Genomic DNA, 19910 nt, shown 5'->3' on the forward strand with positions numbered 1-19910 from the left:
AGACCATCAAAGTCCTGGCGAGCTTTTCTCATATACTCTATTCAAGTTTCTTTACTTCAAAATATTGACATATCCCTTATTCTGTACCAATTCAGAATTTAAATCGATGCATTTCTGAGGAATCGGGAAGACGGTGGTGTAGCCGGAGGATTCACCCTGAAGAGGCGTACGGAGATCGTAGGCACCGGTGAATTTGCCGAAACGGATGAGATCCTGACGACGCCATCCTTCCCATACCAACTCCAGCAACCGCTCTTCCAGAATGTTATCGAGCGTAGCCTTACGGTAAGGCATTCCCACACGGGCACGAATTCTATTCAACTCCTCATCACCATTCTCTCCGTTTCGGACCTTTGCCTCTGCCTTCATCAATAAAGCATCTGCATATCGGAAAAGAACGATGTCGTTACTTTGCAACTTGCCGTCCATATAAGAGGTTCTATCCACCTCATACTTCGCCATCCTCGCTCCAGCCGTCTTGACAAACTTACTGTTGGTCAGGTTTTGAGCCACTTCAAAAGGCTGATACTCCAACGGCTTTCCATTATCCATCAGCAGTTCATGACCATCTACCTTTACCACTCCCGCCACAAAGTTCATCTTGCAACGGGCATCTTCACCAGCCTCGCCATAATGATTGGCTTTCATCGTAGAAATCGTGGCACAGGTACCATTCTCACTTCCCCAGCCCAAGGCACCGCCATGCGTATAATGGTAAGAGCGGAAGAGATAATGGAACTGGTTGGTATAGATATTCTTATCCATCGGAATCGTGAAGATATTCTCCTTCGATGTCTCATTATGCGTAGAGAAATTGAATGAATCATCCGACTCCAGGACATAGCCTTCTTCTGCCAGTTTATCACAATAATAAATGCAGGTTTCCCAGGCATTCAACTTTCTGAAGTCCACCTGATCGCCATTACGCAAAGAGGCATCAGAAGCCGGCACAGAGAAATGAATGTCACTTCCCTTCGGACGGCTCGCATAACCCTGGGTCCAGTCATCATACATATAGATTTCTGCATTCAATGCCAACTTTGCCAACAGAAAGTTGACTACCGGCTGGGTGATGCGACCATAATAATTGCCTTCCTTATTGCTGTGCTGGTCGGGAAGTGAAGGCAATACCTGCTGCAACTCCTGAAAGACAAACTGGAAGATAGAACTGCGATCTGTCTGACCTTGGAACAGGCTGGAATGGAGCTGTTCTGAACTGGAAAGGACCAATGGAACCCGACCGAACATGTCCATAGCATAATAATAGAACATAGCCCGGATGGCTCTTATCTCAGCCCGATATTCCTCCTGCTGTGCGGCAGAAAGCAGGGCCGACTTGTTGCTGATAATATCCAAAGACTTATTAGCCAGCACGATTACCTTATAAAGGTACTTCCACGTATCATAAAGAGACTGGTCATCGGCACTCCACCGATGCTGGTACATGGCATTCCAGAGGCCACCATCATACCAGTCGCCGCCTCGAATCGGAATCATCGCCTCATCTGTGGTCAGCGTATTATAATCGTAAATGCCACGGCAGGTGCCCTGGATGCTCTCACTCTCGTTAGCTCCACCTATATAATTATAGAGAGAAGCCACGGCATTGATATAAATATCAGATGCAGAGCCATAGATGGCATCCTCGTCCAACTGATCCTTAGGATGTTCGTCCAGGCAGGATGTCATAGACAATGCCGCCAGCAGCAGAAATAAAAATCTATATCGTTTCATAACTTTCTGATTTTAGAATTGAATACTTAAACCCAATGAGAAGGTTCTGTAAACAGGATAAGTCCGCTTATCATCAATACCCATCGTACTGTTCACCACGTAGCTGTTAATCATCGGAGTCAAGCCGCTGTAACTGCTGATAGTGGCAAGATTATTGACACTCGCCGAAACTCTGAGCGACTGCACCACGCCCTTTCGGATAGGGATATCATAGCCCAGCGTGAGATTCTCAAAGTTGAGATAATCGCCCTTCTCCAGCCAATAATCAGAAACATTCTGGTCAACGATATTCTTCTCAGGAGCTCCCTTCAGCACATTATAATCCGGGAAACTCGACATATTGGTGTAGGCTAAGCCCGTACCATTGAATATCTTATGTCCGAAGGCTCCGTTCATCTGCAATGAAAGATACCAGTCGCGATAACGGAAACTAATATTGGAACCCAACGTTACTTTAGGAGTAGCCTGACCGGCAATATATCTGTCACCGCCATCACTCAAATCTACGGTTCCGTTCTTGTCCAAATCTTCGATATCATAGCGGTAATACCCATTTCCATCTTCTATAATTCCCTTGCAATGAGGAAGATAGAATACCCCCAAAGGCTGACCAACTATCTGATAGACCACATTGTTGTAACCACCATGCTGACCGGCACCCGACAAGGCACCCATCGCAGTAATATCGACTGCCGACATCTGCATTCCGTCATATTCACCACTCAGCGAGAGGAGTTTGTTCTTCTGCCAGGAGAGATTCATATTGATATTCAGTTCCATGTCCTTCTTCTGGATAGGAGTGAAGGAAATGCCGACCTCCAAACCCTGGTTGCTCATAGAACCCAGGTTTGCCAACAATTTATCATAGGCAAAAGGCGGAACCGGCACATCATAGGCATAGAGCATGTCGGTGGTCTTGGAATAGTAATATTCTGCCGTCAGAACCAGCCGGTTGTTCCACAATCCCAAATCAGCTCCGATATTCCAGGTAGCGCGGGTTTCCCACTTCAGATCAGGATTGTTATTGCTAATCATTCCCATCGTAACCGTAGGAGAACTGTTCACCGAAACAATACCATTCTGCCGTACCGTATTCAAAGTGGTATAAGAAGATATTCCGCCAAGATTACCTGAGCGTCCATAGCCCGTACGCAGTTTCAGCATGGTAATTTTCTGGAGAGAACGGAGCCATTTCTCCTGCTTCATATCCCAGGAAAGAGAGACGGATGGGAAGAAACCCCAGGTATGGTCATTGCCCACCATCGAAGAACCATCGCCACGCATGGAAACCGAAAGACTATACTTATTATATAAGGTGTAGTCGACATTGCCCATCACAGAAGCCAGAGTCGGATCTTCGTAATTACTGTCTGTCCCACCGAAAGGCCGTGATGCAGCAGCACCTATGTTATGGTAATACATGTCGTTGTTGGTGATTCCCTTCGCAGAAGTCCAGAATCCCGTTCGGATATCCTTCTGATATTCTGCACCCACCATTGCCTTCAGATTGTGGATTCCCCACGAATGCTGATAGTTAAACGATACATTGGCAAGCCAGTTCTCGCTCTTGAACTCCCCACGATAAAGATTGCCCTGCGCCCAAACCCAGGTAGGACAGAACTGGTTGTTCTCGTTGGAAGCATAACTGTATGCTCCGAAGGCAGAAACACTCAGAGAATTTGTCATATCATAGTTCAACTTCAGATGAGCATTGAAGTTCATGTTCTTCGTATCATTACGCTCCTTGAGCAAGGCACCGGGAGGATTCACCTGAGATGCAGCCCCATTCTTCACCCAACTGCCGTTCAGCTTATCATAAGGATAAGTAGGATTCATGGCATCGGCAGAATAGAAAAGCATCTGACTGTCGAAGATATCATTGTTCTTGAAAGACGAACCGAACACGCCGAAATCTCCCGTCAGTTTATCGCCAAACGCCTTCTGGGTGACATCAATCTTAGCCACCAGATTACGATAGCCCTTGCTCCGAATAATCGTGTTATGGTCAATATAGCCAAAAGAAGCGCGGTAATTGCTCTGCGGAGTGCCACCGCTGAAGGCCAGATAATGGTTCTGGATATTTCCGGTTCGGGTAATCGCCTTGCGGAAATTGGTATCATATCCCTTATTGTTATACTCCAGCCCATACTTCTGTGCAGCAGCTATGTATTCGGCGGCATTGAGCATCTCCATACTTTTGTACATCGCCTCTATACCATAGTTTCCCTCGTAAGAAATCTGAAATCCCTTACCCGTACCCTTCTTGGTGTTTACCTGGATAACACCCGAAGCACCACGGGAACCATAGAGTGCCGTTTCGCTGGCATTCTTCAGTACTGTAAAGCTCTCGATATCGGCGGGATAGATTGTAGCAAGCGTCGCCACATCAGAAGTAACACCATCAATAATCACCAGAGGATCATTGCCGCCCATGATAGAAGTTGTACCGCGAACCCGGACGGAGTTCAACATAGCGATACGGTCAAGACCATTGGTAGTGACGTTAACACCTGCCGTCTGTCCGATCAAGGCATCCAGGGCATTATTGAGCACACCCTTCTTCAGAAGTTCAGGCTCCACTACACTCACCGAACCTGATAAGCGCAAGGAGTCTAGGCCTTCGATGTTCACAGACTGAGCACAGAGGGTTTGGGGTGCAAGAATCATCGCACCCATCGCATAAAATATGTTTTTTAAGTTCTGTTCCATAACTATTTCATCGTTTAGTCAAGGTTCAAATCGATTTTCGATTGCAAATATAATAAACCTTAATTCCGCAACACTTTGATTTAACTTTATTTATAAGTTCCTGAGCAACAATAAGTTGCCTAGGATTTTGCCGTGTCAGATTTTTCACTTATCTTAGTGTTGCAATTAGAAAACAAGCGAAAATCGTAACAAGGCGCTGCAAAGGTACAAATAAAATCCGAAAAACTCACACCTTTTGGAGGAATTTTTTCAATCATGGAGAAATTTGACTCCATGCTTTCACCCGTTATCGACTCAACACTGGGTCAGAGATGCCGCAGTATCATCGGATATCAGTTCAGCGAGATAGTCCGTTCGCTGATGAGCGATTATTTCTGTGGCGGCTCATGCGTGGAAGATGTAACGTCACAACTGATGCGCCATCTCTCGTATCATCCGACCTTGCGCACATGCAGCTCTGATACCATCCTCAGAGCCATCAAGGAACTGACACAGGAAAACATCTCCTATACTTCCGACCAAGGCAAGACCTATGATTTCAATACTGCAGACAAACTCAACACATTGCTTATAAACGCTTTGGTTTCTACAGGCGAGTTGAAGGAAATTGAGGAATACGATGTTGACTTTGACCATCAGTTCCTTGAAACGGAGAAGTATGATGCAAAACCGACCTACAAAAAGTTCCTCGGCTACAGGCCTGGCGTATATGTTATCGGTGACAAGATAGTCTATATCGAGAACAGCGATGGCAACACGAATGTGCGTTTTCATCAGGCAGACACCCATAAGAGATTCTTCGCTCTTCTGGAATCCCAGAACATCCGTGTAAATCGCTTCAGGGCAGACTGCGGTTCCTGCTCGGAGGAAATCGTCAGTGAGATAGAGAAGCATTGCAAACATTTCTACATCCGTGCCAACCGATGCAGTTCGCTCTACAATGACATCTTTGCTCTGAGAGGATGGAAGACGGAGGAGATTAACGGCATCCAGTTCGAACTCAATTCCATTCTCGTTGAGAAATGGGAAGACAAGTGCTATCGTCTTGTCATCCAGAGACAAAGACGCAACAGTGGCGACCTTGACCTGTGGGAAGGCGAATACACTTACCGTTGTATTCTGACCAACGATTACAAGTCATCGACAAGGGACATTGTTGAATTCTACAATCTGCGTGGCGGCAAGGAACGTATCTTTGACGACATGAACAACGGATTCGGTTGGAGCAGGCTCCCCAAGTCATTCATGGCGGAGAATACTGTCTTTCTTCTGCTTACTGCATTGATACACAATTTCTACAAGACCATCATGAGCAGGCTTGACACCAAGGCTTTTGGGCTCAAGAAAACGAGTCGCATAAAGGCTTTTGTCTTCAGATTCATCTCCGTACCTGCCAAGTGGATCATGACTGCAAGGCAATACGTGCTGAATATCTACACAGAGAACCGAGCTTATGCAAAACCCTTCAAAACAGAATTCGGATAAGAATCCTTTCTTTCCGGTTTGAATCTGCGTATTACCTCAAGTCGCATCGTGGGGTAAGGGGATGGTGGCTACATATTGATGTTGTGCTGTTGCTTTTTACTGAAAGCTGCTACTAACGACTCATAAATCTACCCTTAATCGTGTATTGGATGATAGTTGCGGATTTTAGGATAAAAAAGAGTGATTCAAAGTCCATTTCCTTGAAAAAACTTCAAAAAACCGCAGGCTTAAGAGTTAAGACAGAAGAAAAGCTCGCCAAGACGTTCAAAATCTTAGCGAGCTTTCTCTTTTAATATTTGCCGGGAACCACACGCATGGTATTGGTCTGGGAATCCCAACCCTCGAAACTCTGGCGAGGCAGACTGATGGTTTGTCTTAAATGTTATAATCTTTGTTCTTGTGATTGTTTTCAATCTCGGTGACAAAGTTACATTTTTATTTTTGAAACCGCCTCCCATTTTGGCAGCAAAGTTTAAATCAATTATACTTTGCTGCCAATATTGTCATCAATCCGACACTGGCACGCAAGTTGCTCAACATAAGAGTGAAAGCTGAAGCTAAAGACGAAGGAGTTCGAAAGAACAACGGAGTTTCGAGGCGAAGGCAATCAAAAGAACAGATAAATAAATAACAAACAGAAATCCCGACGGAGCCGTAAGGAACCGAGAGGACGAGTAAAATAAAATGTGGAGGTTTTAATTATGTTGTTAGCACGTAGAAATAATGATTCAGATTGGTTGAGTAACTTCTTTGATGATACTTTATTCAATACCGAAGTAATGTCACGTATGAATGCTACTGCTCCTGCCATTAACATCAAGGAGACAGATAAGAATTATACCATGGAGGTTGCTGCTCCTGGCTTGAAGAAAGAGTGGGTTCGTGTAAACATCGATAACGATGGTAATCTGAACATCGCCATTGAGAACAAGATGGAACACAAGGATGAAGACAAGCACGAGCACTATCTGCGCCGCGAATTCTCTTACAGCAACTACCAGCAGTGTTATACGCTGCCTGAGGATGCTGATCGTGAGAAGATTTCAGCAAAGGTAGCTGATGGTATACTCGAGGTCGAGATTCCAAAGCTTACTCCTAAGGAGGCTAAGACTACAAAGAACATCGAAGTCAAATAATCATCTCCCATAAATGATGGAGGCAGATTCCAAAGCAATTTGGAACCTGCCTTTTTTTGTGTCCTTACCTGAACCATCGCATTTTTCATCTACCTTATTATCATGATTTTCATGGAGCAGCCAAAAGTTTTTCACCATAAATCTTTTTTCTTCCATAATTAATATGTAATTTTGCAGGCAGAAAAGCAGATATGAAAGCTTCTGCTTATAGAATTCAGAACATTTATATAAGAAACAGATGAAGAAAACAATTCCAGTAATAGGCATGGCTTGCAGCGTATGCTCTGCCAATGTAGAAAAGAAGCTGCAGTCGCTAGAAGGCATCAACTCCGCCTCGGTATCCCTGGCGAGCCGAACTGCCCTGGTAGATTATAACCCCGATATCATCTCTCTGGAAGATATGAAACGGGAAATCAGCAATGCCGGCTACGACCTCGTTATCGAAAACGACAGAAGCGTGGAGGAAATCAACCGCCGTGAGTTCACCCTCCTGCGCCGCCGAACCCTCGTTTCCTGGCTCTTCGCCATTCTGACCATGTGTTTCTCCATGGGCTGGATTTCCCTGGGCATGGAGCAGAATATGATTTCAGATGGCGCTGCCTCGGCTCATCACTCGAGTTCCTTCGCCAACCAGATCTGTCTGCTCCTGGCACTCGCCAACCTGCTCTACTGCGGCAAACAGTTTTATGTTTCCGCCTGGAAGCAGCTTTTGCATCATACGGCAAACATGGATTCGCTCGTAGCACTCAGCACCCTCATCGCCTTCCTCTTCAGCACCTTCAACACCTTCTTCGGAGAAATGGTATGGGGAGCGAGAGGCATAGAATGGCACACTTATTTTGATGCTTCCGTGATGATAATCACCTTCGTGCTGACCGGCAGATGCCTGGAAGAAAAGGCAAAGGACAGTACGGCGAACAGCATTCGCCAGTTGATGGGAATGCAGCCGAAAACCGCCCGACTGGTGACTTACGAGAAGATAGAAGGCACTAACGACTACAAGATGGAGGAAGTTCCGATTTCCACCATTCAGATAGGCGACATGATAGAAGTTAGAGCCGGAGAGAAAATTCCGGTGGATGGCGTGGTTACCCAGGCAGAGAGTTTCATGACTCCCGATGCAGCCTATGTAGATGAAGCGATGATTAGCGGCGAACCGACTCCGGCGATGAAAAAGGCAGGCGACAACGTGCTGGCTGGCACCATTCCGAGTCAGGGAAAGCTCCGCATGAGAGCCAAGCAGATTGGCGAGAACACCGCCCTGGCACACATCATCCGCATGGTTCAGGAGGCGCAGGGCAGTAAGGCGCCCGTGCAGCGCATCGTGGATAAGGCGGCTCTGATTTTCGTTCCAGCCGTGGCAGCCATTGCCCTCATCACCTTTTTAATATGGTGGCTGATAGGCGGCAACGCAGCTCTTCCACAGGCCATCCTTTCAGCCGTAGCCGTATTGGTCATCGCCTGTCCATGTGCCATGGGCTTAGCTACTCCTACCGCCCTGATGGTGGGCATCGGCAAGGCGGCGCAGAAGCAGATTCTTATCAAGGACGCGTCGGCACTGGAGAATCTCCACAAGATCAACGCCCTCGTCATCGACAAGACCGGCACTCTCACCATTCCTAACCAGAACATCGATTTCACCAAACAGGAGGATTTGGATCTGGAGACGAGAGAGACCCTCAAGCCTCATGCCCAAGAAGCAATGAAGCAGTTGCAGGAAAGGGGAATAGAGGTCTATATGATGAGTGGCGACAAGGAGGAAGCGGCTCACTACTGGGCTGAGAAAGCCGGCATCAAGCATTACCAGAGCAAGGTGCTGCCTGGTGACAAGCAGGCTTTGGTAAAGAAACTTCAGGACGAAGGCAAGCAGGTAGCGATGGTGGGCGACGGAATCAACGACACCCAGGCTTTGGCCCTTGCCAACGTGAGCATGGCGATAGGAAAGGGAACGGATGTGGCGATGGATGTGGCACAGATTACGCTGATGAGCGACGACCTGCTGGCGCTTCCGGAAGCCGTAAAACTGAGCCAGAAGACGGTTCACATGATTTGGCAGAATCTCTTCTGGGCGTTCATCTACAATATCATCTGCATCCCGTTGGCAGCCGGCGCCCTTCATATCTTCGGCATTGATTTCCAGATAACCCCAATGTGGGCAAGTGCCCTGATGGCCTTCTCAAGTGTAAGCGTAGTGCTTAATTCGCTGAGGCTGAGATTGGCGTAAAATGATAGAAAATGGGAAAAGTCTGAGACTTTCAAAATATATAAAAGCGACTTCTTGGCATTAAAACCAAGAAGTCGCTTTTATATATTTTTACTTAAGTTCTTTCTCTTTTCTCAATTCATCAAGTACCTTACCTTTATAGGAAAAGTACTTAGCTCCTTGATATGCGCCAGAAGGAGTTTGTTTCTCTATCGGCAAGAAAGTTCCTACAAAAGGAGAGAGTTTGTATGACAGTATCGGCGAATCGGTACCACTGTAGCGCATGAATCGGTACCATCATAGCACTGCATTCGGTACCATCGTATCACTTGAATCGGTACCATCATAGCGCACCAATCGGTATCAAAAAGATGTAAAGTTCTGCTCATGTATAATAATCACCGCCTATCTTTGCAGAAGAATTTTAAAATCTGTATAGATATGGCACAAAGTAATGTAAACATGAGCAAATTAAAACGTTCATTTCAAATGCTAGCGGCAAAAATACCGCAACGCACCATTTGCGAGCAACTACACATGGGACGTGGCGTACTGAATCGTTACAAGACCCTGGCGGATTCCCAAGGTTTGTCCTATGGCGTGATAGGCCGCATGAGTGACGGGGAAATAGAATCTTTCCTCCAGTTGTCCAAACCCACAGCAGCCCCATCCTCCCAACGTCAGGTGCTGGACGGGCTGTTGCCTGAATATGTGTCAGACTTGTCGCATAACCGCTACCTCACCATTCAAGCCCTGCACGAGTCATACAAGAAGGAGCATCCCGACGGATATGGATACACCCAGTTCAAGAAGTCAATCCGTGAGTATCAGTACTCACACAACCTCAGCTTCCATAACACCTATATTCCTGGGGAAGAGATGCAGATTGACTTCGCCGGCGATGCCCTGTGGCTTACCGACCCGAAGACAGGTGAGCTAACCAAGGTTGTCGTCCTGGTCTGTATCCTGCCATACAGCGGTTTGGGATTTGCCAAGGCTATGTACAACGCTTCCATGGAGAACTTCTTCGGCGGTATATCCGATGCCTTCTCTTACTTCGGCGGAACAACTCGCATAGCCAAGAGTGACAACATGAAGCAGTGGGTGAAGAAATACGACCGCTACGAGCCAGCGTTCAATGATGCAGCCGTGGAATGGGCCGCCTACTACGATACAACCCTCCAAACCTGCAGGGTTCGCACTCCCAGGGACAAAGGTCCAGTCGAGGGACTCGTCCAAAAGACATACAATGCCGTCTACGCTCTGCTACATGACGAGGTGTTTTACAATCTACCGAGTATGAATGCCCGTATCTATGAGTTGATGGACGGCTTCAATGAAAAGCCGTCCAGAACGACAGGGAGAAGCAGACGTGACATCTTCGAGGCGGAAGAGCAACCAACGTTGGGTAAACTGCCCATGGCTCCATACCGCTTCAGATATCGCAAGGAGGTGAAACTGTCCGGTACCTATCACGTCATGGTTGACAAGCACAACTATAGCGTGCCATACCAGTATGTCGGGCAAAAGGTGAGCGTACTGTGGGACTTGGATACCGTGGAGGTTTACTCCGGGAGTTCTCGCATAGCCATCCATCAGCGTCGCCAAGGATCTGGATACAGCACGCTTGACGAGCATATGCCAGACAAACATCTTGCCTACAAGCACGGACAGGGATATAATGCCGCCTATTTCCTGGAGGAGGCGGCATTGGTCGGCAGCAACACCACTGCCGCAGTCCAATCCATCCTCAATCGCACGAAGCATGTCGAGCAGTCGTACAAGTCCTGCCAAGGAGTCCTGTCTCTCAAGCGCAAGTATGGCAAGGAGCGCCTGGAGAAGGCCTGCAAGCGTCTGGCAGGTTGTTCATCCATCACCTACACGACCATCCGCAATGTGTTGGAGAAGAACCTTGACCAAGTTGACGGGGAAGAAACAGTCTCAAATGTGCCACAGAACGACTATGTGAGAGGCGCGGAGGCATTTATGAACATTTAAACATATATAGTAACATGAACTTACAAGAAACCATCATACAACTCAACGAGTTGAAGCTCAGAGGTATGTCATCCTCCTTCGAGGCCATGACCAGCCTTCCTGTACAGAACCGCCCATCCCTGGAAGTCGCCATCTCCAAGATGGTGGATGCAGAGGTGCAGGACAGACGAGATCGAAAGACCGCCATGTATCTAAAAATCAGCAAGCTTAGATATACGGCACTCTTAGAGGATGTCATCTGTGGAACAGACCGCAACTTCACCAAGGATGACCTTGCCGCCATTGCCGACTGTGCCTTTATACGCAGGCATGAGAACTTGCTCATACAAGGAAAGTGCGGCTGCGGAAAATCCTTCCTTGCCTGTGCCCTTGGAAGACAGGCTTGCATGCTAGGCTACAGAACTCTCTATCTCAATATGAACAGCTTTGTGGAGAAAGTTGCACTCAGCAAGCTGGATGGGTCGTACCTGAGGATGATAACCAATCTGGAAAAGTATGACTTGCTCATATGGGATGACTTCGGGTTGCAGCCAATGGATGACAAGACCAGACTCGCAATGCTCCAAATCCTAGAAGAGAGATACGAGAGAAAGTCCGTCATTATCGCCTCACAGCTTCCCATTGCCAAATGGTATGATTACATAGGTGATCCTACCTTGGCAGATGCCATTATGGACCGTTTGGTGGCAAATGCAAGTAAAATAGAGTTAAAAGGCGAATCTATGCGCCAGAAATTGAAAAAATAAATTACCTTTGCAAATTGAAAAGCAGAACTGAAATCTTGGTACCGCTTGCAGCGATACAAGCGGTACCGATTGCAGTGATAGCATGGTACCGATTACACCGCTACGCGTGGTACCGATACAGCGCTATCGTCATTTGTAGATTCTGTTCTGATACTCCACCGTATCATCACTTGCCACTCTAACCTCAATACCAGTTGGAATAAAAGTAACTATCTCACCTATTTTAATACCAACCATGCTAAACTTAAAACGTGGACGTTTATGAGTTTTCTCCACATCCTTCTGCACTTTCGGCTCATTAGAAACCTTTGGCTTATTATCCTCATACTCCGTAACCACCGCATCATCTATGGTTTGAGCAATATCTTTGAAGATATCCAGAGCTATTTGTGGGGCGACATTGAAGAACTCTCGGTTCTGTCGGATACGCAAATCCGTCAAACGATCTATCGTTTTATGCACCAACTTCTCCACCTCGTTATACTTTGCAGTCTTCATGGTTGCAAAGATTTCGAAAGGCAGAGGCACAGCCGTATTATCAAGTTCCTTCGATCGGACATCCACCGGACGGGAACTCTTACCTATCTTCACCCAATCCTCGCGAAAGCTCGGATTGGTGAGGATATAAACGTAACCGATATTATCTTTGTTCATTGTTTCGTTACTTTAAATATTTGTCCAAGATGGCTTGCTTGGCAGAGGAAGCATTGGCAACGTACTGCTTAGCCTTTGAGATTTCTTCATCTATCTTGCTCAACTTTTCGACGACTTCTTTTTGGACTTCTATTGATGGAACCTGAATTATCAAAGAACGTATTCGTTCTGTCGAAGCTCTGTTAGCACGAGAAAATCGTTGCTTTTCGCCTTCTTTTTGTAGCGGATATACAAGATAACGAGATAAAACTTCGTTCTCATTCAATACTCGAATTACGCCACAATGATCTGTAGGACAGAATAACTGATCTTTACCAATAAAGTTCACCATCCAATCACCATCTATACCCCATAAAACAGAAGGTTGAGAGAAATCATTTAAAACAGAATGCTCAGACTTTCCAAAAGACTCAAAAACATTGGCACTATAAATGTCAAAACGTCCCGTATCTACAACTTCTTTCTTCAACACTCTTCGTCCAATAGATATATTAAAAACAGCAGAATCCAATCTCAAAGCCCTATTAGCTTTTGATTGTGCATCTTCAAACAAATGTAACTTTCGTTCTTCATTATATTGAATTTGCTGCAAGAGCTCAACCATTCTGTTATTAACCTTCTCACATTCCTCCACGATTTTCTTTTGAATATCCATTGGAGGAAGTGGAATCTCAAATGAACAATACTGTTGAGAGTTGATATTTTGTCTTGCAGTTCCACCCTTTGTCTTTTCTACCCAATCATTGTATTCTTTAGAACACAACAAATTATATACAAATAATGGAATTACTTTACTTTCATCAAATCTAAACCTAATGAGATAACCTGCATATAAAGCCTTTCCATATTCATTTTTATAATAGAAAGCTTTACCGGCAGTCGCACCAGATCTTGCAAAAAGCACATCTCCTTCCTTTAATATATATTGCTTTTCTACTTCTGCAACAGTTTTCCAATCATCATTTAATGTACCATCCTCATTAATATCTGTGATTCGTATATAACGATAATCCATAAGAGGATTTCCTTCTACAGCCTTTTGGTTTGCGCCATACTGAGGCGTACCATTTATGAGACTCCCAAGCTTTACCAAAGGAAACTTACTATCAAACTTTTCAACGGAAGAAACACTTGTCTTAAACTCTTTATTAAATGCTGTACGAGAGAAATCAATCATATCCACCAATTTTGCCTTACTTACATATTCAGCTAAATCGCTAGGAATCATTATATTTTCTCCCATAAAGTTTTTGCGAATCAATGTATTAATCTTATCATCATCAGCAAGATTAGAAGGATTAAACAAAGGAGTTTGAATTCCACCAATACCACGAATCTGATTCATTGTATCGTCTTCTTCCTCATCCTCACTATCTTCATCCGTCTTACTTTTGCCAACATTGAGATATTGTATTCCCTCATTACCTTTACTGCCACTCCATCCATAGCCTAAGAATGTCTTGATTCCTGCAGTTGTTGTAGGAGTCTTTATCAGTAATACCGGTTGTGATACAGTATAAGCCAAGACATAATAATAGACTTTTTCTTTCTCAATAGCAGTTACAAAATCCAAGAATGCCTGCTCCTTGATTTTATTCTGCTCCAACAAAGGTAAAGCCTTATAAGCTTTTGTATTTGCACGTGAAAGATATTTATTTCTGATAGTCTTCGCTTCATCGCTAACATCTTTCATCGCATTTCTCTGATTGCCAAAGAATGAGACATAATAAGCCTGCACAGTCTCTGTATTCAAGAAACTATCATTTATCGAGCCACCAATAAAAGCCTTGTAATCTTCCAATTTGTAATCACAATGTTTGCAATAGCAATCCAACAGATACTCATCTTTATAGACTGCATTGGTTTCGTTTCTCTGTGCAAACCAGCTATCTACTCTATACTTATAATGCTCATAATCAGGAGTATTAGTCTCCTTACGACGTAAGAACATAGTTACTGTATTCGTACCCGTTTGCCCAAAAGTACCACTTCCAAATTCCGCCAAAGCAACAATATCGAAGTTTTTTAAAATAATTTCACGAGCATGAGCATGCATACCATTTCTATTAAGCATAGACACAGGCAAGATGATACCAGCCACACCTCCCGTCTTCATCAATTGCGCAGCTCTTTCTATAAAGAATGCCTCAATGACATTATTCTTATCAGTATTAACATTCGCATTATACAAAGAATAATGCTTGCGCTGCTCATCCGTAAGTGTATCCAAGAAACCAGAAACGGCATAAGGAGGATTAGCTACCAATACTTCGTATTTTCCATCATGCACATCAGGATGCTTTACCAAAGCATCTGCATAAACGATATTTATGTCATCCTGTCCATACATGAAAGCTGAAACTTTTGATACTTTTGAAAGACGATACTCCTTTTCAATACCTGTGATTCGAGCATAATACTCCTCCAAAGGAATATCCTTACGATATTTTTCTACAAACTCCTTTATTCTAACAGCATACTCTGTAAGGAAATGGCCTGCTCCACAAGCATAATCAATAGCCCATGGAATATCTTCATTGTCTCTAATGATATGTTCCAAAGGCAAAGAAGAAACAATAAAACGAACAATAGGCATCGGAGTGAAGAATTGTCCCTCACTCTGCTTAATACCTCTATTCAAAAAACCTTCAAACAGATCTCCCAAAAACTGATTTTGCTTTGTACCATCTGTTTTCAAACGAATATCCTGGAGCATCTTCACCATTTTTCTAAGCACAACTGCATTTTGGCGGAAGAGTTTCTCATTATGCACGCTAATGAAAGAAAAATCATTATCTGAGAAGAATTTCAATGCACGGAAATACTCCTTAATAGTCTTCTTTGTTGCATCGGGATCATTCTTAAATCGTCTGAAAGCAAGATCTATCTGCTTATTTTCGATGTAAGTTACCTCTTCTTTCAAGAAACGCATCATACCATCGCGATAAAGTCGCTGCAAACGATCCTGAAGCTGGAAATCATCATCGTATGCAGTACCTTTCCAGTAGAAATGCAAATCTTCTGGATTATTGGTTTCGTCAACAACTTTTGCCAAAAAGAGATTGACCAGCTTATCAAAAGCATTCTCACGTCCACTCACATTATGCTGACGTAAAATTAAAGCAAACTCATGATACTTCTTCTGGATTTCATTATTATCAACCTCTGTCAAATCTTTGAGTGTATATTTATTTTTACCTATTTCGTATGGCAAGATATCACTTTCAAACAAGCCTCTTGTTGCATGCTCACAACTATAGGTATCTCTCCATACACGATAACGTTGCTTGTCATTTTTATCTTGATAACTTTGGGCAGACTGGTCTGACTCCAACAAATCTTTGTTGTCTTGAACATTTATCAATTTATACTCAGACTTTATCTTTCCATCTACTATATCAGAAGTATAAAGACACAAAAACTTAGTCTGAGGCTCCTGCTGAAAATAAGAGAATAGCTGCGCACCATCGTCTAAAGTATCATTCCAAGCGTCAGTAAATTGTGCACCAGCAGTCTTGCACTCTATGATAAGCAATGACTGTTTATCCACTTCACTACCAATTATCACATCATCAGAATATGTACGCACCCAAATGTCTGCAAAGCCACCTTTTTGACTATGTCCCAATTTCCATTGAGGTTCCAGCTCTATATGATTTGCACTATACCCCATAGACAACAATCTGTCCACACACTCTAAGACAACCAGATTTTCCGGATCACTCAGATTGGAAGTTGTCTCACGAGTTACAGTAATACCACTATTCTCATAATAAATACGTCCTCTCTCCACATCAACCTGTAAGGGATGCAGAGTAGTATCATACTTCTTTATATATTTATTACCTTCCAGTTTAAAGCCGAGAAGGTTTAACAATTCTCCTATTTGTTCTTTTACCATTTTAAGCAGAGCTTAGTTATTCCAAATTTGTTGCAAAGATAGCAAAAATAATTAAGAAAGAACCCGATTTTAGATTATTTTCGCTTCATAAAATCAAAGTTTCTTCCTCTACAACTCTTATCATCTACTACTTCACCATTAAGTTTGCCTTATATTCCTAACACATTTTGGAGATTTGAATCACAAGCAGCACTTCATATTCGGGCAATTTCTCCTCTATACATTATATAATAGTGAGGTGTTCACAGATTTGAGACCAACTTATTTTTCTAGACACCATCTGGAAAATTTGAAGAGTCATCTTCTTTACTTTATCCATAAAACTATTTCTTTATATTTATACAAAATTGAGCCCACTTTAAAAAGGGGCTCAGTTCTTCACCATTTTTTCTCCCCATACCTTTTCCTTACCCTCTTTTAGAAAGAAAATCCTAGAATTTCTTGGCAGATTCAATAAAAAAGTGTATCTTCGCAGCAGATTTACAGAATCTAAATTGATAATTTATGGGTAGATACATCAACCCCTTTACCGATTGGGGCTTCAAGCGTCTCTTCGGTCAAGAGTTCAGCAAGGACTTGCTGATTAATTTTTTGAACGACTTGTTTGAAGGTGAGTTTCAAATCAAGGACGTAACATTCAAGGATAAGGAACAGCTTGGAGATACTAATGATCTCCGTGGCTGCATCTTTGACATCTATTGTGTTACCGACGATGATAAGCATTTCATCGTTGAGATGCAGAACAGATGGGTACCTTTCTTTGTGAACCGTTCCATCTATTATGCTAGTAAGGCTTTTGTTGCCCAACGCAAGAAGTTTGATGAAGCAGGTAACCGCACTGCTGTTTTATACCAGTTTGTACCGGTGTATGTGGTTTGCATCATGAATTTTATGCCAAGGGAGCATGAGGTGACAAAGTTTAGGACAGACGTTGCTTTGAGGGAGAAGTCTAGTGACTCGATGTTTTCTGACAAGCTTCGTTTCATCTATCTTTCTCTTCCTTTCTTTGATAAGAGTGAGGAAGAATGCGAGACAGGTTTTGAAAAATGGATTTATGTTTTAAAGTATATGGAAGTATTGGAAAGATTGCCTTTTACGGCACAGAAAAAGATATTCGATCATCTTGCTAAATTGGCGGATGTTCGTTGCTTGAGTAGTGAGGAGCAGGAAAAATACGATGAAAGTATTAAGGCTGTTGATGATTACTACTCCGGCCTTTATGGCTCGTATGTTGAAGGCGAGGAAAAGGGTAGAGCGGAAGGTGAACTGTCTAAAGGTTTGGAAGTAGCCCGCAACTTGTTGGCAATGGGTATTTCTTGGTCTCAAATCATGCAGGCAACTGGATTGACAGAAGAACAATTGAAGCAACTTCAGTCGTAGTATTAGATTTCTGCCTGGTGCTTTGCCGGATTAATCCGACAAAGCACCAGACAGAAATCTCCTTCAGCTCTATACACATTATATAATAAATAGGCAGATAAGTAATGCCCAAAGAAATCCAAAATACACTTTTCCGATAAAACCAATAGTCGAAAACTACACTTTTCCTATGAAAATAGGGGGTTGGAAACCACACTTTTCCGAAAAAAGCGGTATTTTACCCTTATAAAACATGGATTTTAACCCATAAACTACCCTTTTTAGTAAAGGAGTTTTTCATGGCATATTGTAAAGTACTTTTAAGGGATTAGAAAACCTTAATGACCGATAATGACCTTGACCTTAATGACCTTATCCCCTAAATAGCCAGACTCCATTGTCAACAGAAAATCACATTACCCAAGCAAAAAATGACAAGAAAGACAGAATTGTTTTTTTCAGAGAAAGAAGGAGAAAAATGCTCTTAGGAGCAAGAAAAAGTGGTTCCGATGGCACTTTTCACCCCTTCAGAAAGCTAAAATAAGAGGGGTAAAAGGTAGGATGAAAGGGGAAAAACGAGGAATTTCTTGATATATTTTGTCAAGATTCTCGTAAAACAGCAAGAAAAGCTTGGGTAGAGCGAAGGCGATTCCGTGTGTTTTAATAGCATTAAACGAGGGAACCAGAACAGTTCTACAAGCTACTATCAAATTGATTATCAACACGATACATTCAATACCACATTCTTCCAGAATAGCTTTCAGAAGCTCTATCGTGTCATTAAGGGTCAGGGTCATTAAGGGTCATTAAGAAAAAGCAAATGTCATTTAGAGCCATAGTATAATATAAATATATATTTATTATTATACTATAGAGACATTTGCGCCCCCGAAAACCTTAATGACCCTTAATGACACTGACCCTTAATGACACCACCCCACATTTCCCCGCTTTTCAATCATCAAAAGCAATCCAAGGTTACTTTTGCAATCAGATGCACAAATCAAAAACACTTATACCTCTACACATCAGCTACTTACGCACTATTTTTCAACATTCTACCGGAAAAAGCTTGCTTTCTGCTTAGAATTTTTGTATCTTTGCACCGGCAATCGAAAGAACAGCCTTCTTGCCAAAAGTCGGTCATCTATGACGACCGAGGCTGGTCTTAATAGATGGCAGGCGCCGGTCATCAATGAAGACCACAAAAATGGGCAGGAAACGGCTTTCTGGGGAATTGTGATTCAAGGAACTCTTAAACGCAGACTGAGCATGATCAACTTTAAGAACTTTCAAAACTTCAAGAAAGACTCCAGCATTACAAACAAGTGGGGAGAGTTATTCCTCCCCCTCTACCTTGCAGCAGTCGAACCCCATCTCCTTGGCTTTGTCAGGACCGAAGGTGAAGTAGATGGCTTCGCCCTCATCACAAACCTCGCCTTTAGAGTTCTCCAGAGTCAAGTGGATGGTGACGATATTGCGGCGCTGACTGGCGATGTGACCACGCACCGTAATCTGCGAATCGGTGGTCATCACAGGTTTCTTGTACTTCACGTTGAGCTGCATCGTCACACCCGTGGTCTGCAGTTTGCGGTTGATAACCCAGCCTGCCACTTCATCCATCAGCATACTGATGATTCCGCCATGCAGGGTATTGATCCAGCCCTGGTAATTCTCGCCGGGATTCCAGATGGTAAGTACATCCTCACCCTCTTCCCAAAACTCAAGATGCAATCCTACAGGATTGTTGGGGGCACAGCAAACGCAGTTGTAGCCCTCCTTGTTCAAATATGGATTTAATATCTTCTTCATTTTCTAACTTTTTTAAACAATGCAAAGGTACGAATAATATCTGATAAGACAAAGTTTTTAAAAAATATTATTGTTGGTAGCCGTTTAATACCTAAAAATAAGGACAGAACCTTCCATCCATATAAGAGAACCACAATACCTAGAAATGAGGATAACAAAGAGCACTTGTCTAT

Annotated in this window: 11 protein-coding genes and 1 pseudogene; 6 read left to right on the forward strand and 6 right to left on the reverse strand. The window is 43.5% G+C overall.

The features are described 5' to 3' along the window. Positions 1 to 51 precede the first annotated feature (51 nt). Complete coding sequence (locus tag NQ544_RS08545; protein WP_006846399.1) at positions 52 to 1734, reverse strand: RagB/SusD family nutrient uptake outer membrane protein; 1683 nt, start codon at positions 1732 to 1734, stop codon at positions 52 to 54. A 12-nt stretch (positions 1735 to 1746) separates the two neighbouring features. Then, positions 1747 to 4401: a SusC/RagA family TonB-linked outer membrane protein gene (locus NQ544_RS08550; RefSeq protein WP_228023719.1), complete on the reverse strand. Its 2655-nt coding sequence runs from the start codon at positions 4399 to 4401 to the stop codon at positions 1747 to 1749. A 297-nt stretch (positions 4402 to 4698) separates the two neighbouring features. Between NQ544_RS08550 and NQ544_RS08555 the strand changes: the two genes are divergently transcribed. Both NQ544_RS08555 and NQ544_RS08560 read left to right on the forward strand, forming a co-directional pair. Beyond that, positions 4699 to 5928: an IS1380-like element IS612 family transposase gene (locus NQ544_RS08555; protein WP_006846397.1), complete on the forward strand. Its 1230-nt coding sequence runs from the start codon at positions 4699 to 4701 to the stop codon at positions 5926 to 5928. 701 nt (positions 5929 to 6629) lie between these two features. After that, complete coding sequence (locus tag NQ544_RS08560) at positions 6630 to 7064, forward strand: Hsp20/alpha crystallin family protein (RefSeq protein WP_006849558.1); 435 nt, start codon at positions 6630 to 6632, stop codon at positions 7062 to 7064. On the opposite strand, the gene NQ544_RS08565 is transcribed toward NQ544_RS08560, so the two are convergent. Then, positions 7065 to 7220 (reverse strand): hypothetical protein, encoded by a 156-nt coding sequence (locus NQ544_RS08565; protein WP_153134030.1) that lies wholly within the window; start codon positions 7218 to 7220, stop codon positions 7065 to 7067. Between the two features lie 82 nt (positions 7221 to 7302). Here NQ544_RS08565 and NQ544_RS08570 point away from each other — a divergent pair, with 82 nt between their 5' ends. The 3 genes from NQ544_RS08570 (at position 7303) to istB (ending at position 12011) form a co-directional block, all read left to right on the forward strand. Next, entirely contained in the window at positions 7303 to 9288 is a 1986-nt protein-coding gene (locus NQ544_RS08570) for a heavy metal translocating P-type ATPase (protein ID WP_040553987.1), read from the forward strand. Between the two features lie 420 nt (positions 9289 to 9708). After that, entirely contained in the window at positions 9709 to 11265 is a 1557-nt protein-coding gene (istA, locus tag NQ544_RS08575; RefSeq protein WP_040553263.1) for an IS21 family transposase, read from the forward strand. A gap of 14 nt (positions 11266 to 11279) precedes the next feature. After that, positions 11280 to 12011, forward strand: coding sequence for an IS21-like element helper ATPase IstB (gene istB, locus NQ544_RS08580; RefSeq protein WP_006847955.1), 732 nt, complete (start codon positions 11280 to 11282; stop codon positions 12009 to 12011). A 309-nt stretch (positions 12012 to 12320) separates the two neighbouring features. Here istB and NQ544_RS08585 read toward each other — a convergent pair. Together NQ544_RS08585 and NQ544_RS08590 are read right to left on the reverse strand one after the other, a co-directional pair. Beyond that, positions 12321 to 12665, reverse strand: a pseudogene (locus tag NQ544_RS08585) (GIY-YIG nuclease family protein); the annotation flags it as partial. A gap of 7 nt (positions 12666 to 12672) precedes the next feature. Beyond that, positions 12673 to 16566, reverse strand: coding sequence for a restriction endonuclease subunit S (locus tag NQ544_RS08590; RefSeq protein ID WP_006848873.1), 3894 nt, complete (start codon positions 16564 to 16566; stop codon positions 12673 to 12675). 504 nt (positions 16567 to 17070) lie between these two features. Between NQ544_RS08590 and NQ544_RS08595 the strand changes: the two genes are divergently transcribed. Continuing rightward, a complete protein-coding gene (locus NQ544_RS08595; protein WP_153134125.1) occupies positions 17071 to 17946 on the forward strand; it encodes an Rpn family recombination-promoting nuclease/putative transposase in 876 nt (291 codons plus the stop codon). A gap of 1317 nt (positions 17947 to 19263) precedes the next feature. On the opposite strand, the gene NQ544_RS08600 is transcribed toward NQ544_RS08595, so the two are convergent. Next, on the reverse strand, positions 19264 to 19737 hold the full coding sequence (locus NQ544_RS08600; RefSeq protein WP_006848268.1) for a PaaI family thioesterase: 474 nt from the start codon (positions 19735 to 19737) through the stop codon (positions 19264 to 19266). Positions 19738 to 19910: the final 173 nt, after the last annotated feature.

Origin of the sequence: Segatella copri DSM 18205 (assembly GCF_025151535.1) — a bacterium.
Lineage (GTDB): Bacteria > Bacteroidota > Bacteroidia > Bacteroidales > Bacteroidaceae > Prevotella > Prevotella copri.